Origin of the sequence: Cellulophaga sp. 3_MG-2023, from assembly GCF_030546975.1 — a bacterium.
Classification (GTDB): Bacteria; Bacteroidota; Bacteroidia; order Flavobacteriales; family Flavobacteriaceae; genus Cellulophaga.
This window is the reverse complement of sequence record NZ_JAUOPS010000001.1, coordinates 507,390-530,641: the sequence shown is the minus strand read 5'-3', so window position 1 is coordinate 530,641 and position 23,252 is coordinate 507,390. Positions and strand designations below refer to the sequence as shown.

Sequence of the window (23,252 nt, the reverse complement as noted above, 5' to 3'; positions counted from 1 at the left end):
GCTATTTAAACAAGTGCTTCTTTTAAAATTGTTATTGGATGTAATGCTTTACGTTTTGTACCGTCATAAATTTGGTGTCTACAACTAGTGCCATTTGCAGAAATAATGACATCATTATTACTCTTATTAATTGCCGGAAATAATTTTAAATTACCTACAGCCATACTAGTTTTATAATGTTCTTTTTCATAACCAAAAGAACCTGCCATACCACAGCAACCAGAGCTTATTATAGATACTTTATAATTTTCTATTACATTAAGCACATCAAAAGTTACTTTTTGGTTGCTTAAAGATTTTTGATGACAGTGATTATGAATTTTTACAGTTTTAGCTTCTTTGGTAAATTGGTTTTTTGAAATGTTTCCTTTTTCTATTTCACCAGCTAAAAACTCTTCAACAATAAACGCATTTTTAGCAACAGCATTTACCAATTCCTTATCACTCACTAATTTTTTATATTCATCTCTAAAAGTTAAAATAGCAGAAGGCTCTAAACCAACTACAACTACACCTTTATCTGTAAATTCTTTTAATTTAACTACATTCTTTAAAGCAAGTTCTTTAGCTTGTTTTAAAAATCCTTTTGATATAAATGTGCGTCCACTCTCTGCATAAAACAACTCTACATTGTACCCTAACTTAGTTAATACTTGTATAGCATCTATACCAATGTTAACATCTAAATATTTTGTAAATTCATCTATATACAAAATAACTTTGCCAATACTTTTTTTACCATTAGTATCTATTTGGCTTAAGTATTTATCAAAATTAAATTTGTAAACATTTGGTAAGCTACGCTCTGGAGCAACACCACTTATATTTTTAATTACACCTCCAAAAAGTGATGAATTAAACATAAAATTAGTCATTTTGGGCATTTTACTACCTAAAGCGTTGTATTTTGTATTAAAAGCAAACAATTTATTTCTAAAAGAATATCCGTTAACTTCTTGGTATTGGTAACTAAACTCTGCCTTTAAAGTAGCTATATCTACATTACTAGGGCACTCACTAGAACAAGCTTTACAACTTAAACAAAGATCAAAAACCTCTTTAAGCTCTTTTTGGTTAAACTTGTTAGCTTCCTCTGTATTAGTTAGCATTTCTCTTAGCGCATTTGCCCTACCTCTAGTAGTATCTTTTTCATTACGAGTAACGTGGTAACTAGGACACATTGCACCAGAAGACTTTTCTGTTTTTCTACAATCGCCACTACCGTTACATTTTTCGGCAGCTTTTAATATTCCTTCACTTTCTGTAAAATCTAATAATGTTTCTATTTCAGGTTCTTTCCTGTCAATTTCATACCTAAAAGACTCATCCATTGGGTAGGAGTCTACAATTTTACCTGGATTAAAAATTCCTTTAGGATCAAAGTAAGATTTTATTCTGCGTAGCAATTGGTAATTTTTATCACCAATCATTAACGGTATAAACTCTGCTCGTACAATACCATCTCCGTGCTCACCACTAAAAGAGCCATTGTATTTTTTAGTTAATTTGGCAACATCAGTAGTTATATCTCTAAATAATTTAACATCATCTCCTTTTTTTAAATTTAATATAGGACGCAAATGTAACTCGCCAGCTCCTGCGTGTGCGTAATACACAGCACTCTGGTTATGACCTTTCATTATTGTTGTAAACTCACCAATAAATTCTTTTAAATCTTCAATAGCAACGGCAGTATCTTCTATACAAGCAACTGCTTTTTTATCGCCAACCATATTACCCAAAAGCCCTAAACCAGCTTTACGTAGTTCTACAGCCTTTTTTATATCATCTCCAAATAAAATAGGATTAGCATAACTAAGACCAGATTTTTTTATGGTATTTAGTAAACTATCTATAAAATAATTTAAGTCTGCTTTAGTGTTTGCTTTTAACTCTAGCATTAATAATGCAGCAGGGTCTTCTTCTACAAAAAATCTATTTGCTAGTTGTGCTCTGTTATTTTTTGTACAATCTAAAATAACCTTATCCATCATTTCACATAAATGCAGTTGGTGCTCCATAACAGGGACTACATCTGCCAAACAATCTTCTAAAGAATTGTAATGAGTAACAACCATTGCCGCATACTTTGGCGGAATAGGATCTAAGCTTAGTGTAATTTCTGTAGTAAAAGCTAAAGTACCTTCACTACCACTTAACAGTTTACACATATTAAACTTACCATCTTTACCAAAAACACTATTATGCAATAATTCATCTACTGCATACCCTGTATTTCTTCGATGAATAGATGATTTTGGAAATTCTTTTATAATTTCTTCTTGGGTTTCTTTTATACTTAATTCATCAAAAATAGAATTGTAAATTTTACCCTCTAGCGTATCCTCTTCTCTTTTTTTATGAAACTCATCTTTAGTCAAATCTCCAAAGTTAGCCTCTGTACCATCAGACAATATAGCTTTTAAAGAAACCGTTTTTTCTCTTGTAATACCATACTGAATAGATGTTGTACCAGATGAATTATTACCAACCATACCACCAATCATACATCTATTAGAAGTAGATGTATTTGGTCCAAAAAACAACCCATAAGGTTCTAGAAAAAGGTTTAACTCATCTCTAATTACACCAGGCTGTACTGTAACTTGCCTTTTATCTTTATCTACACTAATTATTTTAGTAAAATGTTTAGATACATCTACAACAATACCATCACCAACACATTGACCCGCTAAAGATGTACCTGCAGTTCTTGGTATTAACCCAATGTTGTTTTCTGATGCAAAATTAATTAGCTTTTTTAGATCACTAGTAGTTTTTGGTAGAGCAACAGCTAAAGGCATTTTTCGGTATACAGATGCATCAGTAGCATACAAAGTTGTAGAAAGTTTATCTACAAATAAATCTCCTTCTAAATTCTGTTCTAGTGAGTTAAGTAGTTTGGTATTCAATTTGGTATAATTTTTGGGAACTAAAATAAGTTTTTATTCACTTAAATATGATTTAAACGTCATATTTTTACATCAAAAATATATAGTATTATGAAAATCTTAAAAGTAATTCCATTTTTTGTTTTTTTGATAACCGCCACTTTAAGTGCACAAGATATTGCAGAACATACTGCCGGTTTAAGACTTGGAGATAGTAAGGGGTTTGGTGCAGAATTATCATACCAAAAAAGTTTAACAAGGTACACTCGTTTAGAAGCTAATTTAGGCTGGAGAGATAGTAAAAATTATGATGCTTTTAAGCTTTCTGGTATACACCAATGGGTTTTTGCTATAGATAATGGCTTTAATTGGTACTATGGTGCTGGTGCTGGTTTTGGTAGTGTAGATTTTGAACCAATTGCAAACCCTAATGACCCAACTGATATTAGAGAACCAGATGGAGGCTTATTTATTTTTGCTGCCGGAGATGTTGGTATAGAATATAATTTTGACTTTCCATTATTAATTTCTTTAGATATAAGACCAGAAATAGGCTTAACAGGATACAAGCACTTTAGTGATAATTTTGATTTTGATATAGCTTTAGGTTTACGTTATAAATTTTAAACTGTAAACTAGCCAATAACAAGCCCTTACATGCAAAATGTTAAGGGCTTTTTTTATGACTTTTAGTTTCCCTACATTTGTAACACTAAATTATAAAAACAAATAATGAAAAAATTACTAGTTATTCTTACTATTGCTGTATTAGCAGTGTCTTGTGGAGAAAAGACCGATTCATTTGTATTAAACGGAACCTTAAGAGGAGATGTTGCAGATGGTACACAAGTGTTTTTAAAAACAGCAGGAGAAAACAACTCTATTAAAGAAGTAGATACTGTTACAGTTAAAGAAGGAAAGTTTGTATTTAATACACCTACGCCAAAAATTTTAGATCCTTACTACGTATTTATTGATAAGGTTAGGGGTAATATGATGTTTTTTCCTGAAAACGGAACAATAGAAATGTCTGCTCACAGAGATAGTCTAAGAAATGTAGTTATTAGTGGAACACCACAAAATGATATGTTTTCAGATTTTATTGAAGGTTCTAAACTTATAGGAGAAAAAGTACAATCTATACAGCAAGATTACCAAAAAGCTGCTATGGCTAAGGATACCGCTACAGTAAAAGCATTACAGGACGAAATTAAAGAAATACAAGAAGAAGGTAAAGATTACGAGATTAACTTTACTAAAGCAAATCCTAATGCTGTTATATCTGCAATGATTATTAACAGACTGTTAATGAACAAAATTTTAACAGAAGATGAGATTAGTGAATTAGTTAGCGGTTTATCTGAAGAGGTTAAGCAAACTGCTGCAGCCAAATCTGTTTTAGAAATAATAAATAAAAACAAAGCAACTTCTATTGGTGCTAAAGCTCCAGAGTTTACAGCTCCTAGTTTAGATGGTACACCTTTAGCATTAAATAAAGCATTGGGTAAAGTAACTATAGTAGATTTTTGGGCTGCCTGGTGTGTACCTTGTAGAAGAGAAAATCCTAATGTTGTAAATGTATATAATAAATACCACGACAAGGGTTTAAATATTGTTGGTGTTTCTTTAGATAAAAATGCAACTGAATGGAAAAAAGCTATTGAAGAAGATGGCTTACCTTGGAGTCACGTTTACAATGAAAAAGACGTACAAGAAATTGCTAAATTATACAATGTAACTTCTATACCTTCTACTTTTATTTTAGATGAAAAAGGAGTTATTATTGCTAAAAACCTAAGAGGAGACGACTTAGAAAATAAAATAGCAGAGTTATTACAATAATATATTGTAATTTTAATTGCATAAAAAAGTCCGAAACTAAAATTAGTTTCGGACTTTTTTTATAGTAATTATTCTTTTTTAAAACTTGTTTCTAACATCTCTGTATGTACCAATAACTTTGGCTGTTGGCGCTTTAGTTACTGTTCCAAAAACGTTTACTACAGAGTCTTCTCCTAAAAACTCTAAAGTTGCACCTTCTTCTAAAATAACATTACCATAAACATACAAATTGCCTTCTACTCTAAAAGTAGCATCTTTTTTAATTGTTAAAGAAGATCTACTACTATTTGTTGCCATATAGTAAGAACCTCTCATCTCTAACAAAGCAGCTTCCTCCACAACTGTATTGTATCTAGTAGACCAAGAACCACATAATAATAATTCTCCGCTAGTAGTAACAGAATTAAATCTTGTATACCCTGTATACTGAGCAATTTCACCTTTATTAACTGTTAAGTTAGATGATCCTCTGTACCATTCTAAACCTGTACATTTAGACTCTAAACTTGTAGTAGGTCTGTTTAATTTTATAATTTGCAATCCTTCTGTACCAGTAGCAGCAAATACGTAATCATCTTTAGTAGTTACATAATTTACAGATCCATCAATATCAATAACTCCAAAAATACTTAATTCTCCATCTTTTTCTTCTGCTAACGATAAACCAGCCGCACCATTTGCAATCATTACAACATTCTCATTTTTAGAAATTGCGTTGGTTACATTATCTCCGTTAGCGTCTGCGTCTGGATGAGCAGAAATTGGAATATATTTAATACGTTCTCCTGATGCAAAGTTGTATACTCCTACTCCTTTATTAGCTTCAGGTACAAGAATTTTAGTAGACGTAAAGTCCATATTTTTTTTAGTACCAATACCTAAATCTGTATTGATAGCAATTGTACTAATCTTTTCTAAATTAGAGTTATAAACAGTAACTCCAAAATCTCCGTCTAAAACAGCTATTTTATTATCGTGCGTAGCAATAGAAAGTAAGTCGTTAGCCTCAAACTGACTTTCAATTGTCATATTTGCAGCACTATAAACTGTTAAAGTACCTTCTTTACCACTAGTTGCGTATATTTTATTATTAAACGATAATACGTCTGTACCAGCTTTTCCTTGTTGAAAACCGTATGTTATATCATTTAAATTAAAAGAACCATTACTTGTACTTATTTTTGCAACAAAAGAATTGTCTGTTGCTGTTGCAGATAGTTCTGCGTCAACACTACCAGCAGCATACACATAACCGTTAGATACGGTAACAGAATTAATGTCTGCATTTGTATAATTTAACCTTGCAGTTACTTCAGGATTGTGAGGGTCACTAATGCGCACAATATCTATAGCACCACCATAAGTGTCAAACTGAGTGTTATAAGATACATAAGCATAATCACCATCTACAGCAATATGAGTGGCAGCTAAGTTTGCGTTTCCATTATAAGTAGGCGCTTTTACCTGTGCAACTAAAGTTAGCGGGTAATCACCAGCTTGGCCATCTTCTTCTTTTGAAAATTTACCAGTTGATTTATCTTCTTCAAAAACACCAAGTACTCCGGCTTTTTCAAAATCGATACTATTTGTAAGAGTTTCTTGATTTACTTCTAACTCAGCTAATTTTTCTGCTTCATTAAACACGGTAGTCTCATCACTACACGCTACAAATCCTAAGGCAATAGCCATAGAAAATACTAAAGATCTAAACTTCATAATAAGTAGGTTATTAATTATTTGGGATAATTATAACGCAAAAATACACCAAATAGTATATAATTTATATTATGAGTAATATTTTAGCTGTATTAGGCATTTATACCGATAAAAGTCTATAGTTTACCTAATTTATCAAGTATAAATAATACTATAATTGGTATTGCCATTAAAATTACCACAAGTGTATCTGTAAAAATTAAACTTGGCATAAAAAACAAAGTAGTTACATAACCACCTATTGCACCACCAAAATGTGCTGTATGCCCAATATTACCTATACGTTTTTTCATCCCATAAATAGAATATAATAAATACCCTATACCAAAAACGTAAGCTGGCATTGGTAATGGTATAAACATTAACCCTAAACGCATATTTGGCTCCAATAAAATTGCAGCATATAAAATACCTGTTACAGCACCACTTGCACCTACTGCACTGTAGTATGGTTCATCTTTATGAAAAAACAAAGCAAGTAAACTACCTGCCAATAAACTAATTACATATATAAGTACAAAATATAAAGCACCTAAATATGCTATTACTACGTTAGCAAAAAAGTACAACGTAAACATATTAAAGAAAATATGAGAAATATCTACGTGTAAAAAACCAGAAGTAAACATACGTTCTTTTTGTCCTGCCTTTATACCACCTATACTAAACTTGTAACGTTCAAAAAAAGAAGTGTCTTTTAACCCTTTTAAGGTAAAAATTATATTTAAAGCAATAATAACTATTGTAACTGGGTGTAATTTCATTTTTTAACTGCTATAGTTTAGCCTCAAATATAGTTATATTTGCATAATTTTATTATTAATGCAGCTACTAGTTTTTATTTTAGTTTACCCTATACTTTGGGTTATTTCTATATTACCACACACTCTATTTTATGGAGTTTCTAACGTAATGTACTTTATTGTTTTTCGGATAGTTGGGTATCGAAAAAAAGTGGTCTTAGATAACCTAAGACTTGCTTTTCCTAATAAGTCTAATGATGAATTAAAGTCTATTTGTGTTAATTTCTACAAACATATGTGTGATGTGTTTATGGAGATGGTTAAAACGATGAACTTATCTAAAGCGGCTGTAAAAAAAAGATTTAAAATTGTAAATCTTGAAGATTTAAAACAAATAGAGAAAAATAAAAGCGTTCTAATTGTATGTGCACATTATGCTAACTGGGAGTGGCTAGTTAGTATTAATAATTTAATAGATACAAAAGGTTATGCTGTTTATCAAAAAATTGCTAATAAGTATTTTGATAAATGGATTAGAAACCTAAGAGCACGCTGGAACACTACTCCTATATCACAAAGAGATACTGTAAAAACAGTTATTAGAAATGAAAAAAAGGGAGTTAGAGCTATTTACGGAATGGTTAGCGACCAGTCTCCTCAATATTCTAAAGCTCAACATTGGAGCAATTTTATGGGATTAAACGTACCTATACATAACGGGCCAGAAACTTTGGCTAAAAAGTTAGATTTAGCAGTAGTTTACGCAAAGGTTTCTAAAGTAAAGAGAGGTTATTACCAAGTTGAATTTATACCTATTACACTAGCAGGTAAAGAAACTGAAAAAAATTATATAACAGAACAGTTTTTACGCTTAACAGAAGAGCAAATAAAAGAAAAACCAGAGTATTATTTATGGACTCACAGGCGTTGGAAGCACGCAGGAAAAAAACCTAAGTTTAATAAATAAAAAAAACTCATTGCTATTAAAAAGCAATGAGTTTTTTTTTGTTTAAGCCAACTTGTATATTACAAACCTGCTACTTCTTTTATTTCTCCAATTACACGATCTGCAAGTAAATCAGCTTCAGTCTGGCTCTTTGCTTCTGTGTATATTCTAATAATTGGCTCTGTGTTAGATTTACGTAAGTGTACCCAATTTTCTGCAAAATCTATTTTAACACCGTCAATAGTAGATATTTCTTCATCTTTATATTTATCTGCCATAGCAACTAGTATACCATCAACATCTAAACCAGGTGTTAATTGTATTTTCTTTTTGCTCATAAAATAACTTGGGTAACTAGCTCTTAATTCTGCTACTGTACCTCCTTTTTCGGCCATTAACATTAAAAATAAAGCGGAACCTACTAAAGAGTCTCTTCCATAATGACTTTCTGGGTAAATTATACCTCCATTACCTTCACCACCAATAACTGCGTTATTAGCTTTCATTTTAGTAACTACGTTTACTTCACCAACTGCAGCAGCTTCATACGTACCACCGTGTTTTTCTGTAATATCTCTTAGTGCTCTAGAAGAAGATAAATTAGACACCGTATTTCCTTTAGTTTTACTTAGTACATAATCTGCACAAGCTACTAAAGTATACTCTTCTCCAAACATTTCACCATCATTACTAATAAATGCCAAACGGTCTACATCTGGATCTACAACAATACCAAAATCTGCTTTTTCCTTAACAACCAAATCACAAATATCTGCTAAATGCTCTTTTAATGGTTCTGGGTTATGAGGAAAATGACCTGTAGGATCACAATATAATTTTACAACTTCTACTCCTAATTCTTCTAACAATTTAGGAATTGCAATACCACCTGTAGAGTTTACACCATCTACAACTACTTTAAATTTAGCTGCTTTAATTACTTCTTTATCTACTAATGATAGGTTTAATACTTCATCAATATGAATATCTATATAAGAATCGTTTCTTAAAATAGAGCCTAAATCATCTACATCTGCAAACGTAAAATCTTCTTTTTCTGCTATGGCTAATATTTTTGCTCCTTGTGCTGCATCTAAAAACTCTCCTTTTTCATTTAAAAGCTTTAAAGCGTTCCATTGTTTTGGATTGTGACTAGCTGTTAAAATAATACCACCATCTGCTGCTTCTAAAGGAACAGCAATTTCTACTGTTGGTGTTGTAGACAAGTCTAAATCTATTACATCTATTCCTAAACCTACTAATGTAGATACTACTAAATTCTGAATCATTTCTCCAGACAATCTAGCATCACGACCAATAACTACCTTTAATTTTTCTTTTTTAGCATACTCCTTTAACCAAATACCATAAGCTGCGGCAAATTTTACTGCGTCTAATGGTGTTAAGTTATCTGAAGGTTTACCTCCTATTGTTCCTCGTATTCCCGAAATAGATTTGATTAGTGTCATATTTATTATAAAAGTTTTTACAAATATACATGTACAAAAGCAATTCTTAGGTTTTGAATTTGTAAATTCGATTTTAACAATGCTAATATCGATTTATGAATTTTTTGGCACATATTTACCTTTCTTTTGAAAACGATGAAATTACTATAGGAAATTTTATAGCCGATAGTATTAGAGGCAATAAGTTTAAACACTTGCCAAAAAACATACAAAAAGGAATTACACTGCATAGGCACATAGATACTTTTACAGATGCGCACAAGACAGTACGTAAAAGCACAAAAAAGCTACACGAAAATTACGGACATTACAGTGGTGTAATTGTAGATATTTTTTACGATCACTTTTTAGCTAAAAACTGGAGTACCTACTCTAACACACCTTTAGCTGAGTTTGTAGATAATTTTTATGACCTTTTAGAAGATAATTATTTGATATTACCAGAAAACACTAAGCGCATGATGCCTTATATGATTGCTGATAACTGGATACTTAGTTATGCTAGTTTAACAGGTATTTCTAAGGTTTTAGACGGAATGAATAGACGTACTAAAAACAAATCTAAAATGAATTTTGCCATTATAGATTTAAAAGAGCATTATGAGGAGTTTGAGAAAGAGTTTACATCTTTTTTTGAAGAATTAACAACCTTTGCTAAACGAAAATATACGTCTTTACTTGAAGAAGAGTAGAAACTACTTCTTCTTATTACGTTTATTATAGTTTTTATCCCCTCTAGTTTTTGGCTTTTTATATTTTCTTGCTATTTCAAACTTATAAGAACCACCTTTGTTAACCTTTTGGTTTTTCTCTTTTTTCTCATGAAAACTAGCACCTCTTTCTTCCGCATTAAGATTAATAGGATTATGGTGCTCTAAAATTTTTGGTCGTTCTTCTGGTATTAACTCTTTAGATATCTCAACTGTTTCAGGAATATCTATGGCCGGAATATTATAATCCATTAATTCCTCAATAGCATCCTTATATTGCTCTTCCTTTTCTGTGTAAAATAAAATAGAATTTCCTTGTTCTTCAGCTCTACCTGTTCTACCAATACGGTGCATGTAGTTTTCAGGAAAAGTAGGTGTATCAAAATTAATTACGTGAGATATTTTATCTAAATCTAAACCACGAGCCATTACGTCTGTAGTTACAAGAATCCTATTAACACCTTCATCAAATTGGTTTATAGATCGTATTCTATAATTCTGTGTTTTATTAGAGTGTATTACACACAACTCATCAGAAAATATTTCATCTAAAGATTTAAATAAACGGTCTGCAAAACGTTTGTTTGCTACAAAGACTAATACTTTTTTATACGTTTCTTTATCCTTTAACAAGTCTACCAATAAATTAGCTTTTGTATAAAAGTTAGGGACTGCATAGCTAGTTTGTGATATATTATCTAACGGAGTACCACTAACAGCAATAGAAACCTTTTCTGGATTTATAAAAAAGTCATTTATTAACACCTCTACATCATCTGTCATTGTAGCAGAAAACATAATGTTTTGTCTACGACTAGGCATCAACTCAAAAATATTTGTGATCTGAAAACGGAAACCTAAATCTAACATTACATCTACTTCATCTATCACTAATTTTTTAATAGATTTTAGTTGCAATGCCCTAGCCAATACAAGATCGTATAAACGGCCTGGTGTTGCCACAATAATATCCGATCCTTGAGATACTGCTTGTGCTTGTGTATTCATATTTGTACCTCCATAAACACCCATTACACGTACATTTATGTACTTAGCAAAACTGTTTATTTGTTCTACAACTTGTAAAACTAATTCTCTTGTTGGTACTAGAATTAATACTCTTGGATTTTTTTGCTTAGAAAAAGCCAAATCTTGTAAAATTGGCAACATATAAGCAAAGGTTTTCCCTGTACCTGTTTGCGCAATACCTATCATATCTTTACCAGACATAACTACCGGAAAAGCTTCTTTTTGTATAGGTGTTGGAGTTGTAAACCCTAAGTCGTCAATTGCATAATGCAATTGTTTTTTAAGATTAAAGTCAGAGAAAGATTCCATTTATAATATTTTGGACAAAGTTACAAGTTATTTTCTAGTCGTAGAGTGGTGACTATAAAATTAGATTTAAAAAAAACGGTCATATTAACTATGACCGTTTTGCATACAATATGTTAGTATTGTATTATATTCTTTTTACACGAACAGCATTCATACCTTTCATACCTCTTTCTAGTTCATAACTTACTTTATCATTTTCAGATATTTCATCTATTAAACCACTAACGTGTACAAAATACTTTTCGTTATTTTCTGCGTCTATAATAAAGCCGAAACCTTTAGAAGTATCAAAGAAAGAAACTTTACCGTTTCTTACTGGATCTTCTTCTTCCATTTCTTCTTTCTTAGGAATACCTATAACAATACTTTCTGCGTCAACTTTAACTTTTTTAGTTGGATCTGGAGGCGTATCGGTAAGGTGTCCATTTTCATCAACATACGCAATCATATCTTCAAACTCTCCACCTTTAGAGTTTGCTTTTCTTTCTATTTTACGCTTTGCTTTTTCTTCACGTTTTTTTAAACGTTTCTTTTCTTTTTCTTTTTTACCGAATGTCTGTTGCGATCTCGCCATTAAAATTAACTATTTTTTAGAATTGTACTTAGCCTGTATAGCTCTTTAAAAAGGAATGGAGTAAATACGTAGATGGGCGACTTTTGTTTAAGAACCTGTCTAAAAAGATCTAGAATCAGGATTTATAGGGACCACTTGTTGTGTATTTACACTTTCTTTTAGGCTACAAATATACAAAATTTAAAATATAAATTAGTATTTAGGTGTATTTTCAAAGTTAATTTTTTGATACCTAATGGTTTTAAAGCAATTACTTATTACTCTAGTATTGCTTTTACTTGCAATTTTAGTTCTGGTAACACATCTGTAACAAACCATTTATTTTTTGCTTGCCATATATTATTTCTGGGTGAAGGATGCGGTAATACCATATAATTAGGTAAATATGTATGGTAATTTTTAACTGTTTCTGTAAGTGTTCTTTCTTTTTTATTACCTAAATAATAAGCTTGTGCATAGGCTCCTATTAAAAGTGTTAAACTAACATCTTCTATACCTTCTAAAATTTGTTTGTGCCATAATGGTGCACATTCTTTTGTTGGGGGTAAATCTCCAGATTTTCCTTTTCCAGGATAACAAAAACCCATAGGTAGTATGGCTACCTTGTCTTTATTGTAAAAATCATCGGTAGAAATACCCATCCATTTTCTTAAATTTTCTCCGCTTTTGTCATCCCAAGGAATTCCTGTATTATGTACTACACTACCAGGAGCCTGACCAATAATTACTATTTTACTTTTTGGTGAAGCACTTACTATAGGCCTTGGCCCTAAAGGCAATTTTGCACTACAAACTGTACAATTTTTTATTTCTGATAATAATTTTTTCAATTACACATAAATTTATAGCATTAAAACTAATACAAAATATAATTGATGTACTGTAATAGTGTAATAATTATACTTTTTTTATGGTATTAAATTAGAGGTTACACATATAAATATTTAATTTTGTTTTTATAAAATTGAGAAAACACACCTAACAAAACATAAAAATGAGTTTACTTTCTGATAACGTAATACCTGGAAACCACGGAAAAATTTTTACAACTAATGCTAAAGAGCAAGCAGAAATAGCTAAAACTGTAGCGGCAATACTAACTGTTGAAGGTATTAAAGATGTATTAATAAATGCTGATGTTTTTCCTGCAGAACTTACAGTACATACTACAGCAATTGTAGAAATTGAAAAAATTGAAAATGCTGTTAAAACTACAGGATTTCATGCAATTCCTAAAGGTGGTTTGTTTCAACTATAAACAACAATCTTTTATAAAGACTAAAGCAGCCAATATTGGCTGCTTTTTTTATATTATTAATTAATCTGTAACTTCTTCTAACTCTTTTAACAAGGCTTCTGCCGAATTTGTTATCTTTTTATAACAGTTGTATCCCCATTTAGACACAAAAATCATTAATGTTATTAATACTGGTAATAACCAATACCAAATAGTATTTGTTGTTACAAAAACATCTTTGTCTTTAAATAACTTAGAAAAAACAGGAATTACTAACAATATTGCAGCAAAATTTAAATAAATACCTAATTGTTGCGCAAGCATTAATTTATTTTTAGCTTTTACATATTTTTTTAAAGTTGAAGCAAAACTAGCTACATCAATTTTTATTGCTTTTATAGCGTATAAAGACTTTAAAACAAACGCTGGCAATGCAACAAAATAAGTAGTTAAAAGTATTCCGCATAAAATTAAGTACCAAGTATCTAATTTATTAAAGTTTAGTACAATTACAAATGCTGCTATAAAACAAATAAGTGCTCCCAGAGTTTCATAAGTAGCTAATTTGCTAAATTTATTAGTAAAACGCTCTTGTGTCATTTTTAAAATTAATGTGTTTGTTAATTTTTTTTGATGTTCTAAATCTTGTCCCATTTTTTCCCAAACGTTTTGCATATCTTCAATATTCATAGTTATTGTTTTAAAATGTTATTCTTTAACTTTTGCTTAATTCTAGAAATTTTAGTTCCTACATTACTTGCTGTAATACCAATAATTTCTGCTATTTCATCATATTTTTTTCCTTCTAACAATAACAACATTAATGCTTTTTCTAAAACATTTAGTTGCTGTATTTGTGCATAAACTAGTTTTAGTTGTTCTTCATAATTATAATCATAATTTTCTGTTTGCTGCAATACAACCTTTTCTATAGGTATACTTTTAGGTCTTTTAGTATTCTTTTTAAGTTTAGTTAACGCAGTATTTAAAGCAACTCTATACATCCAAGTACTAATTTTAGATTCGTTTCTAAAACCATCAAAAGACTTCCAAAGTTGATACACAATATCCTGGTATAAGTCTTGCTGGTCTATTTTATTATTTGTGTATACTGTTGTTACCTTAAAAATTAATCCTTGGTGATCTTGTATTAACTGTACAAATTGTTCTTCCTTGCTCATAAGCAATATTCATTTATAACATTAGTATAATTTACTATAAAAAAATCACACTTTAGCGTATAAAAAAACCTCTAAAATTTTAGAGGTTCTATAAATACAAGTATTTAAAACAGTATTAATGTGCTATACTATTGTAATCTTGCTGTGTATCTACATCAATTTCTTTACCGTTTGGCTCTACCATTACTATTTCACTTGCGTGTTTAATAAGAATTTCTTTAGCTCCAAAATCCTCATTTAAACCTCTAAGTTCTGCAAAATATTCAGAATCAAAAATTGCAGGTACTCCTACTCTTTCTCCATAATTAGTAGCTACTATTGTACTAACTGATGTTGAAAACAGACTTACCATTTTAGTTAAGTAAGCACTGTCTATAAGTGGCTGATCTGCTAACGATATTAAAACTGCATTGTATTCTTCGTCTAATTTTTGCAGCTCAATAATTCCGTGAGCAATAGAACTCCCAAGTCCTTTTTTCCAATTGTGGTTATTAAAAACTTGTTCTTCTTTAACGTTAATTTGTTTTTTAATTTCATCTGCATTTGCTCCTAAAACTAAATAAACATCTAACAGAGCTGTGCTCTCTGCTTGTTGTATTGCATTACCCAAAAGCGTTGTGTCTTTATAAGGCAATACTTGTTTAGTCTGTTGCATTCTGGTTGATGAACCTGCAGCTAAAATAAGATTTGCTATTTTCATTGTTATAGTTTAGTTGTGTATTTTTCCAATTTTATCTTTTAATCGTATAGGCTTTGTTTTTCTTATGACTGTTAATATTTCTGCTACTATTGATATAGAAATCTCTTGTGGCGTTTCTGCTCCTATATGTAAACCAGCCGGACCATGAACTACATCTAAAAATGCTTCATCTACCTCTGGATAATATTCTATAAACTCATTCAATAATTTTTCTCTTCTTGTTGCTGGGCCTAATAGACCAATGTATACAGGTTGTGTATTTTTTAAGGCTAGTAAATATTGTAAATCCTTTACATAACTATGTGTCATTAAAACAATAGCTGTTTGATTATCAATTTTAGAAACATCTAAATTCTCTGGTATAGTAGCTTGCAAACTCTCTGCACCAGGAAAATCTAAAAGTTGTTTTTCTTCATTTGGAATTACACAAACCATTACTTCCCAACCTGTAAGCGCTGCATAAGATGTAAGTTGTACAGCATCATGTTCTGCACCTATCACCATTAATTTAAAACAAGGTTCTAATTCTTGTTTAAATGTTTGTAACTCTTCATTTAATGTAAATTGACTAAAAACTGGGTTTTTATTATCAAAAAAACTAAAAACAGAGCCAAAACCAATGTTTTCTGCATCCTTTTGCTCAAAATACGATGTAATACTAAAGTTATTTCTACTTTTAATTGTATTCCAAAAATTAGTACAAAATGCTACACTAGGCTCAAAAGGCTCTATTAAAATATATAAAATACCTTCACAACCTAATCTATAACGTCCATCATAAGTCATTACTTTGGCTATACCTGTCTTAAATACAGATGATGCTTGCCTAATAACTTCTTTTTCTACACAACCACCACTAACAGCCCCAACAGTTTCTCCGTTATTTAATATTAGCATACGTACCCCAGGCCGCCTATAAGATGATCCTTTTAAAGCAACAACAGTAGCTAAAACAGTTTTAATATTTTGCTGTTTTGCATTAGTATAAGCAGTGATTATCTTTTTAAGTTCGTGCGTCATTCTAAAATAATCTTCTTGTTTGTATAAAAGGGAGCAAAGATCCTTTACTGTAAACATCTTGTTTAGGAGCAACACATATAAATCCGTCACAGTTGGCTAAACTAGTTAAATCTCCAGATCCATTCTCTACTATTCTATTGGCCAGTAATTTTCCGTTATCAAAACTAATCTTAGCGCGTAAAAATAAGGTTAAACTACCTTTATTATAAAGTTCTTCATTTAAAATAACATAATTGTTAGCTACAGTTAAACCTAAACTTTTTTGTAGCCAAGGTTTAAAGTAAATATGATAATTAGCAAAAGTAGATGCTGGGTTTCCTGGGAACGAAAAAATAACAGTGTTAGTTGCTTTGTGCACACCAAACCAAAATGGTTTCCCTGGTTTCTGTAATACTTTATGAAACACTTTTTCTACGCCCAATTCTTCTAGCACAACAGGTAAATAATCAAACTTACCTTTACTAACACCACCACTTAAAAGCAAAACATCATTAGTTTGCAAGGCAATTTCTAGTTCCCTTTTAAGATCCTCTTTACTATCTTTTAAATGTAGACTTTTAGCTATAATTTGCTCGTTTAATAATGCTGCGTATAACGAGTTTATATTAGATTTACGAATTTGATATGCTAGCGGCTTTTCTGTAACTTCTACCAGCTCATTACCTGTGGCAATAGTAGTTATTTTAGGTAGTTTTTTTACTGATACTTGTGCCTCTCCAACAGCAGATAGCACTCCTATTTCTGCAGCTGTAATTAATGTATTTTTATGTAATACAATAGCGCCTTTAAGTTTATCACTGCCTTGTATATGTATATTTTGACCTTGTACAGGTGCTTTTTGCAATTTTGCAACACCATTCTCAATATTAATATCCTCATACATTACAACAACATCTGTACTATTTGGTACAACTGCGCCTGTCATAATTTCTACACAAGAAGTTGTCTCTTGTAATTCTATAGTTGGATTACCCGCAGCAATCACAGCTTCAATTTTAAAAGAATTCTGACCTTTTTCTATAGCCTCATAAGACAATGCTATACCATCCTTAGTTGACCTATTAAATGGTGGAAAATCCCTATCAGCACTAACATCAATAGCTAAAACTCTACCAACAGCATCTTTTAAAGGTAACTGTTCTACTCCATAATCTACACTATGTTCTAAAACTTTAGTATATGCTTCTTTAAATGTAATCATTTCTAATGTGCTATTTCTAAACTTCTATAGGCGTTAATTCCGCCCTCTACGTTTATAACCATAATTTCTTTTTCTAAAAGCTGATTTTGAGCAATTCTGCTGCGTTTTCCAGACTGACAAATGACATAAACAGCCTTGTTTTTTTCTATTTTAGATTGATATTTATCTAACTCTAACAAAGGAATATGCGTAGCATTCTTTATATGATACTCATTAAATTCTGCCAATGTACGTACGTCTACCAATTGAAAATCTTTATTAGCAGAAATAAGCCCTTTAAAATCATTAATTGTTATTGATAAACCTGTAGAACAGCCATTATCTCCATAGGAATCTTCTAAACTTGTACGCTCTAAATTTTCTTTTACAACAGTAAATTTTATTTTATTATATGCCTGATGCAAACCATTAAACAAGAGTAATTCTCCAGACAATACCTCTCCTATTTCGGTTATTAATTTAACCGTTTCTAGAGCCTGTAAATTACCAATAATACCAGGCACAACACCTAGCACTCCGTTCTCATTGCAATTAGGTATTTCATTAGCAGATGGCATATTAGGAAACAAACAACGGTATGTTGGTCCGCCTTTATAATTAAATACACTTAACTGGCCTTCAAAACCTTGTATTGCACCAGAAACAAAAGGTTTCTTTAAAAGAACACAAGCATCGTTAACCAAATATCTGGTTGCAAAATTATCAGATGCATCTACAACAACATCAAAATTAGAAACTATATCTAAGACATTCTCTTTTGTTAAAAATGTATTGTATGTTTTAAATAGTGTTGTGCTATTTTGTGCTTTTAGCTTATTAACAGCAATTGCTAATTTAGAGTAACCAACCTCAGCCTCTGTATACAATACCTGACGCTGTAAATTGGTAATATCAATAGTATCTGCTTCTACCAAACCCAAAGTACCAACACCCATTGCATTTAAGTATTGCAAAACAGGAATACCTAAACCACCAACACCAATAACTAAAACCTTTGCTTTAGTCAATTTTTCTTGTGCTGCCTCTCCAAACTCTTTTAAAACGGTTTGTCTTACGTACCTCATCATAACTTATATAACTACTTAGTAAGTTGTATCTCTATTTTTTGTAATGCAACTTTATATTCTCCTTTAGAATTTGCATTAAGCAAAACTTGGTCTTGCTCTGGATAAACAAGTTTAACATTAGCATTATTAATTAAAAATTTACGTGGACAACTACCATTACCTTCATTTAAATAATCTACAGACGTTTTTAAGGCATTTGGCTCCCAAATAGCACACAAGGGCTCTGGCAATTTACTCTCTGTTGTTGCAAAAGCTGTTGCTAGTTTAGTGTTATCTCTTTCTTGTTTTAATTGTTCTAATGCAGCAATGTTAAGCAAAGGCAAGTCACAAGCAACTACCAACCATGCAACATTTTTATTGTGTTTATAAGCACTTAGCAAACCATTATAAGGACCTTTAAAGTCATTTTTATCTACAATAACATTGTCATTTGTAAATTCTGTTTGTTGATCTTCTCTTATGCTGTAAAAAGTAGCATCACATACTTGATCTAGTAAATTATATACATAATCTCTTTGTGGAATATTGTGGTAAGTTATAGCTCCCTTATCTGTACCCATTCTGGTACTTTTACCGCCAGCTAATACCAGTCCGTAAAGTTGTGTTTTTTTCAAAGTAAAATAGTTTTTTTTGATTGTAATAAGTTTACCCTCCTATAGATGTCATAGAGTTACTAAAAATACCATCGTATTTCTCTTGAGCTTCAAAACCTGTTTTTGCTCTACTACCAACAGCCTTTAAAATTTGCTCCTTAACAGATTCATCAGAATTCCCCTCTCTTAAAATAGCTCTTAAGTTAGCACTAGGCTTAGCATATAAACAAGTAATAATATCACCAGTTGCAGAAATACGAAGTCTATTGCAAGAACCACAAAAAGTTCTACTAAAAGATGGTATTAAACCAAAGGTACTCTTATGACCTTTTATTTTATAGTTGATAGAAGTTGATGTAGCAGGAGACTCTAATTTTTCAATTTTAGGAAAAGTTGTTTTTATATGATTAAAAATACTTTTGTAATTCCATTTTATGGTTGAAAACTCTTTTGAACCTCCATTAAATGGCATTTCTTCTAAAAATCTAATAGAAACGTTGTAATGCTTCATTAGCTCTAAAATAGGAATAATATCCTCTGTATTTTGGTTATCTAAAACAATAAAATTAATACGTACATTAAAGCCTTCTGTTATTAATTTTATTAAGTTACTATGTACTGTGTCATAAGTATCTCTACGTGTAATTTTATTAAACGTTTGCTTGTTAATTGCATCTAAACTTACATTAACATTTGTAACGCCTAGTTCTTTTAGTTCTGCTATATGTGGGCCAATTAGTGTTGCATTAGTAGTTATAGAAATATCGTTTAAACCATTTAAAGCAGCTAGTTTACGAAGTAAAACCATAAGATCTTTACGTACAAAAGGCTCACCACCAGTAATTCTAATTTTATCTATACCCTGCGAAACAACAATTTCGCTAAGTTTCACCAATTCTTCAATAGTAAAAAGCTTATCGTTTTTTGCAAAATTAATACCCTCAGATGGCATACAATAGTTGCAACGTAAATTACATCTATCTGTAACCGCTAAGCGCAAGTAATTTATTTTTCTATTATGATTATCTATCAGCATTATTCTCCTTTCGTTTGTCTATAATTTATCCGCCACTAACTGGTGGTATTAAAGCAATTTCATCTGTCTCTTGTAGAGTAACACTCTCTTGTGCATAACTATTATTTACAGCTATAGCTAAAGATGACAGTTTTTTTAAATCTGGATATTTTTCTTGCAAATACTGGTGTAACTGTCCAACCGTTGTATCTGCGTTGGTTGCAAAATTAGAAACATCTAATATACTAGAACCAATGATATCTTTTGTTACACCAAACAATAAAACTTTCATAAATTATCCTATTATTTCTTTATTTTTTACTCGCATATGCTCTGGGTTTTTAGCAAAAGGCTGTTGTGTAAACCTATGCCCTGTTACCGCTTTTAATGCATTTGCAACTGCTGCGCCTGCTGGTGGTAAAGTTGGCTCTCCTAAACCTGTTGGTGCTAAAGTGTTTTGCACAAAATGAGTTTCTACAACAGGAGCTTCTTTCATTCTAATTAATCTATATGTATCAAAGTTTTTAGACGATGGAACACCTTTATTAAAAGCAAAGTCCCCATACATTGCATGGCCTATACCATCTACAACTCCACCTTGAGCTTGGTTCTCCGCTCCTATTGGATTAACTACAACACCACAGTCTATAACACAAGTTACTTTTTTAACCACAGGCTCGCCATTTATCACCTCTACATTTGCAACCTCTGCAACGTGAGAGTTGTGACAATAATAAGCTGAAAAACCTTGGTATATATTATTAGGTGTTTTTCCCCAGTTAGATTTCTCTACTGCCAATTTTATAACATTCTCTAAGCGTTCTGGAGAATATTGTATTTTTTCATCTGTAGAACCTTTTACTTTTTGTAACAAATCTAATCTCATTTGCACACGGTCTACGTTTAACTCATCGGCCAACTCATCAAAAAAGCTTTGTTCTGCAAAAGCCAAAAAATTGGTATATGGTGCACGCCAAGCACCAGTGGTTATTTTACTTTGGTAATTAGCAGCATCTACCTTATAATTGGCTATAGCTCCTGCCGGAAAAAAATTAGGTATTAAACCGTACATATTACCATTTACGGCTGCCTCTCTTAAATGATAACCTGTTATTTCACCATTTTTTATAGAGGCTTTTATTTTATATTTAGATGCTGGTCTGTATATACCAGCCGTCATATCGTCCTCTCTAGAGTACACAATTTTTATTGGCTTTTTGACTAAGTTAGATATGGTTGCTGCTTCTATTGCAAAGTCGCCATACAAACGTCTACCAAAACCACCGCCCATACGTGTCATCTCTAAATGTACTTCTTCTGCCTTTCTTCCAAAATTACTTGCTATAACAGCAGCTGTACGCTGTGGTGTTTGTATAGGGCCAACTAAGTGAATTTTATCTTCTGTTACATTAGCATAGAAGTTCATAGGCTCCATACAATTGTGTGGCAAAAAAGGCGCCTCGTATGTACGTTCTAGTATTTTATCTGCTTCTGCAAAGGCTTTATTTACATTGCCATCTTCTCGTAATACCTTAGCTTCTTTATCTTGTAGTAATTCTTTAAGTATTTTATCGTGGTCTTCTGTACTCTCTAATTCTACATCAGCTTTCCATTCTGCTTTAATAGTTTTTTTTGCTTTAAAAGCAGACCAAGTATCTTTTGCTAAAACAGCAATTTTATTATCAAACTCAATTACATCTACAATATTATTAGATGCTTTAGCCTCAGAGGCATCAAAAGAAACAAGTGTTTTACCAAATGCGGGCGGACGTACAACAGCAGCATACACCATACCATCTGCCTTATAATCTATACCAAATAAGGGTTTGCCTGTTATAATTTTATCTATATCTACATTTACCGCATTTGTACCAATTATGGTAAAATCTTTTGGATCTTTTACACTTACATTCTCTGGTACTTCTAATGCAGCAGCTTCTGCTACAACCTCTCCATAACCTAGAGTCTCTCCTTTAGAATTGGTAATTACGCCATTTTTTGTAGTACAGCTACTAGGGTCTACTCCCCAACGAATAGCTGCTGCATTAATTAACATTTGACGAGCCGTTGCACCTGTTTGGCGTAGAGGTTCCCAACCCAAGCGTATAGATTGACTACCACCAGCTACTTGCCTCTGAAAATTTACAGTATCTAAATCTCCTTGCACAACATTTACATTTTTCCATTCCACATCTAACTCCTCAGCTATTAGCATTGGCATAGCAGTTTTAACACCTTGTCCTATCTCTGGATTAGGAGAAAAAATAGTTACTGCTCCGTTCTCTGCTATTTTTATGTATGCATTAAAATCCTTGTAATCTAAGTCTGCTAAATCTACAGGTGCTTTAGCATTGGGTTTACAGGAGTTAAAAAGATTAAACCCTATTAATAATCCACCACTTGCTAAAGAAGATGTTCTTATAAAATTTCTTCTACTAAATGCTATTTTTGAATTTGACATAGTTGTTGCTTTTAACTGTTATTAAACTAATTTAGTTGCAGCAACTTCTACTGCTTTATGAATTCTATTGTAAGCTGCACACCTGCAAATATTACCGTGCATTGCATTTTTAATTTCATCTGAAGAAGGACTCGTATTTTTTGATAAAAAAGCAGAAGCCGTCATAATTTGCCCGGCTTGGCAATAGCCACACTGTGGCACATCTACCTCTTTCCAGGCTTCTTGCACAGGATGTGTACCATCTGCAGACAAGCCTTCTATTGTAGTAACCTCTTTTTCTGCTATTACACTTATTGGAGTAGAACAACTGCGTACCGCATTGCCATTAATATGCACTGTACAAGCACCACATTGCCCAATACCACAACCAAACTTAGTACCTACCAAGTCTAAATGATCTCTTAATACCCATAACAATGGAGTATCTTCACTTACAATTACTTGTTGTTTTTTTCCGTTAATCTGAAGGTTATATGTTGGCATATTTTTTGATTTAAGAAGATTAGTAATAAGGGTAAATCATTAGCAATGACAATTTACTTAAAAAA

General features: G+C 31.6%; 23 protein-coding genes. 5 read left to right on the top strand and 18 right to left on the bottom strand.

Translation table 11 applies throughout. The annotated features are described in order from the left end of the window. Positions 1-5 precede the first annotated feature (5 nt). Entirely contained in the window at positions 6-2,912 is a 2,907-nt protein-coding gene (locus tag Q4487_RS02125; RefSeq protein ID WP_303542807.1) for an FAD-binding and (Fe-S)-binding domain-containing protein, read from the bottom strand. 90 nt (positions 2,913-3,002) lie between these two features. Between Q4487_RS02125 and Q4487_RS02120 the strand changes: the two genes are divergently transcribed. Both Q4487_RS02120 and Q4487_RS02115 read left to right on the top strand, forming a co-directional pair. After that, on the top strand, positions 3,003-3,518 hold the full coding sequence (locus tag Q4487_RS02120; protein ID WP_100896061.1) for a hypothetical protein: 516 nt from the start codon (positions 3,003-3,005) through the stop codon (positions 3,516-3,518). Between the two features lie 105 nt (positions 3,519-3,623). Next, positions 3,624-4,733, top strand: a complete 1,110-nt coding sequence (locus tag Q4487_RS02115; RefSeq protein WP_303542804.1) for a TlpA disulfide reductase family protein — start codon at positions 3,624-3,626, stop codon at positions 4,731-4,733. 78 nt (positions 4,734-4,811) lie between these two features. Here Q4487_RS02115 and Q4487_RS02110 read toward each other — a convergent pair whose 3' ends face one another. Both Q4487_RS02110 and Q4487_RS02105 read right to left on the bottom strand, forming a co-directional pair. Next, a complete protein-coding gene (locus tag Q4487_RS02110; RefSeq protein ID WP_303542802.1) occupies positions 4,812-6,449 on the bottom strand; it encodes a hypothetical protein in 1,638 nt (545 codons plus the stop codon). Positions 6,450-6,565: 116 nt separating this feature from the next. After that, entirely contained in the window at positions 6,566-7,213 is a 648-nt protein-coding gene (locus Q4487_RS02105) for a rhomboid family intramembrane serine protease (RefSeq protein ID WP_100896064.1), read from the bottom strand. Between the two features lie 58 nt (positions 7,214-7,271). Here Q4487_RS02105 and Q4487_RS02100 point away from each other — a divergent pair, with 58 nt between their 5' ends. Further along, entirely contained in the window at positions 7,272-8,159 is an 888-nt protein-coding gene (locus Q4487_RS02100; protein ID WP_303542801.1) for a lysophospholipid acyltransferase family protein, read from the top strand. A 59-nt stretch (positions 8,160-8,218) separates the two neighbouring features. On the opposite strand, the gene glmM is transcribed toward Q4487_RS02100, so the two are convergent. Then, positions 8,219-9,607 (bottom strand): phosphoglucosamine mutase, encoded by a 1,389-nt coding sequence (glmM, locus tag Q4487_RS02095; protein ID WP_303542800.1) that lies wholly within the window; start codon positions 9,605-9,607, stop codon positions 8,219-8,221. A gap of 95 nt (positions 9,608-9,702) precedes the next feature. On the opposite strand from glmM, the gene Q4487_RS02090 reads away from it, so the two are divergent. Next, the gene (locus Q4487_RS02090) at positions 9,703-10,299 is read left to right on the top strand and encodes an acyl carrier protein phosphodiesterase (protein ID WP_303542798.1); all 597 of its coding nucleotides are present in this window, start codon (positions 9,703-9,705) and stop codon (positions 10,297-10,299) included. A gap of 3 nt (positions 10,300-10,302) precedes the next feature. On the opposite strand, the gene Q4487_RS02085 is transcribed toward Q4487_RS02090, so the two are convergent. From Q4487_RS02085 to Q4487_RS02075, 3 genes are all read right to left on the bottom strand, one after another. Next, a complete protein-coding gene (locus Q4487_RS02085) occupies positions 10,303-11,655 on the bottom strand; it encodes a DEAD/DEAH box helicase (RefSeq protein WP_100896069.1) in 1,353 nt (450 codons plus the stop codon). 124 nt (positions 11,656-11,779) lie between these two features. Beyond that, positions 11,780-12,229 carry a cold-shock protein gene (locus Q4487_RS02080; protein ID WP_013622372.1) on the bottom strand — a complete coding sequence of 150 codons (450 nt, stop codon included), beginning with the start codon at positions 12,227-12,229 and terminating at the stop codon, positions 11,780-11,782. A gap of 257 nt (positions 12,230-12,486) precedes the next feature. After that, on the bottom strand, positions 12,487-13,059 hold the full coding sequence (locus Q4487_RS02075; RefSeq protein WP_303542796.1) for a uracil-DNA glycosylase family protein: 573 nt from the start codon (positions 13,057-13,059) through the stop codon (positions 12,487-12,489). Between the two features lie 164 nt (positions 13,060-13,223). Between Q4487_RS02075 and Q4487_RS02070 the strand changes: the two genes are divergently transcribed. Next, positions 13,224-13,487, top strand: coding sequence for a hypothetical protein (locus Q4487_RS02070; RefSeq protein WP_100896071.1), 264 nt, complete (start codon positions 13,224-13,226; stop codon positions 13,485-13,487). Between the two features lie 60 nt (positions 13,488-13,547). Here the strand turns inward: Q4487_RS02070 and Q4487_RS02065 are convergent, their stop codons facing one another. From Q4487_RS02065 to Q4487_RS02015, 11 genes are all read right to left on the bottom strand, one after another. Then, positions 13,548-14,156, bottom strand: a complete 609-nt coding sequence (locus tag Q4487_RS02065; RefSeq protein ID WP_303542793.1) for a hypothetical protein — start codon at positions 14,154-14,156, stop codon at positions 13,548-13,550. Positions 14,157-14,158: 2 nt separating this feature from the next. Beyond that, complete coding sequence (locus Q4487_RS02060; protein WP_303542791.1) at positions 14,159-14,647, bottom strand: RNA polymerase sigma factor; 489 nt, start codon at positions 14,645-14,647, stop codon at positions 14,159-14,161. Between the two features lie 115 nt (positions 14,648-14,762). After that, the gene (locus Q4487_RS02055; RefSeq protein WP_100896074.1) at positions 14,763-15,347 is read right to left on the bottom strand and encodes an NTP transferase domain-containing protein; all 585 of its coding nucleotides are present in this window, start codon (positions 15,345-15,347) and stop codon (positions 14,763-14,765) included. 9 nt (positions 15,348-15,356) lie between these two features. Continuing rightward, positions 15,357-16,424 (bottom strand): XdhC family protein, encoded by a 1,068-nt coding sequence (locus Q4487_RS02050; protein ID WP_336622664.1) that lies wholly within the window; start codon positions 16,422-16,424, stop codon positions 15,357-15,359. Then, positions 16,369-17,568 carry a molybdopterin molybdotransferase MoeA gene (locus Q4487_RS02045; protein ID WP_303542787.1) on the bottom strand — a complete coding sequence of 400 codons (1,200 nt, stop codon included), beginning with the start codon at positions 17,566-17,568 and terminating at the stop codon, positions 16,369-16,371. The genes Q4487_RS02050 and Q4487_RS02045 overlap by 56 nt, the downstream gene beginning before the upstream one ends. A 2-nt stretch (positions 17,569-17,570) precedes the next feature. Next, complete coding sequence (locus Q4487_RS02040) at positions 17,571-18,635, bottom strand: HesA/MoeB/ThiF family protein (RefSeq protein ID WP_336622663.1); 1,065 nt, start codon at positions 18,633-18,635, stop codon at positions 17,571-17,573. 11 nt (positions 18,636-18,646) lie between these two features. Next, positions 18,647-19,249, bottom strand: a complete 603-nt coding sequence (locus Q4487_RS02035) for an NTP transferase domain-containing protein (RefSeq protein WP_303542785.1) — start codon at positions 19,247-19,249, stop codon at positions 18,647-18,649. A 31-nt stretch (positions 19,250-19,280) separates the two neighbouring features. Next, positions 19,281-20,264 carry a GTP 3',8-cyclase MoaA gene (gene moaA, locus Q4487_RS02030; RefSeq protein ID WP_303542784.1) on the bottom strand — a complete coding sequence of 328 codons (984 nt, stop codon included), beginning with the start codon at positions 20,262-20,264 and terminating at the stop codon, positions 19,281-19,283. Positions 20,265-20,289: 25 nt separating this feature from the next. Further along, the gene (locus Q4487_RS02025; protein WP_100896080.1) at positions 20,290-20,535 is read right to left on the bottom strand and encodes a MoaD/ThiS family protein; all 246 of its coding nucleotides are present in this window, start codon (positions 20,533-20,535) and stop codon (positions 20,290-20,292) included. Between the two features lie 3 nt (positions 20,536-20,538). Then, a complete protein-coding gene (locus tag Q4487_RS02020) occupies positions 20,539-22,704 on the bottom strand; it encodes a molybdopterin cofactor-binding domain-containing protein (RefSeq protein ID WP_303542781.1) in 2,166 nt (721 codons plus the stop codon). Between the two features lie 21 nt (positions 22,705-22,725). Beyond that, entirely contained in the window at positions 22,726-23,187 is a 462-nt protein-coding gene (locus tag Q4487_RS02015; RefSeq protein WP_303542779.1) for a (2Fe-2S)-binding protein, read from the bottom strand. Between the last annotated feature and the right edge of the window lie 65 nt (positions 23,188-23,252).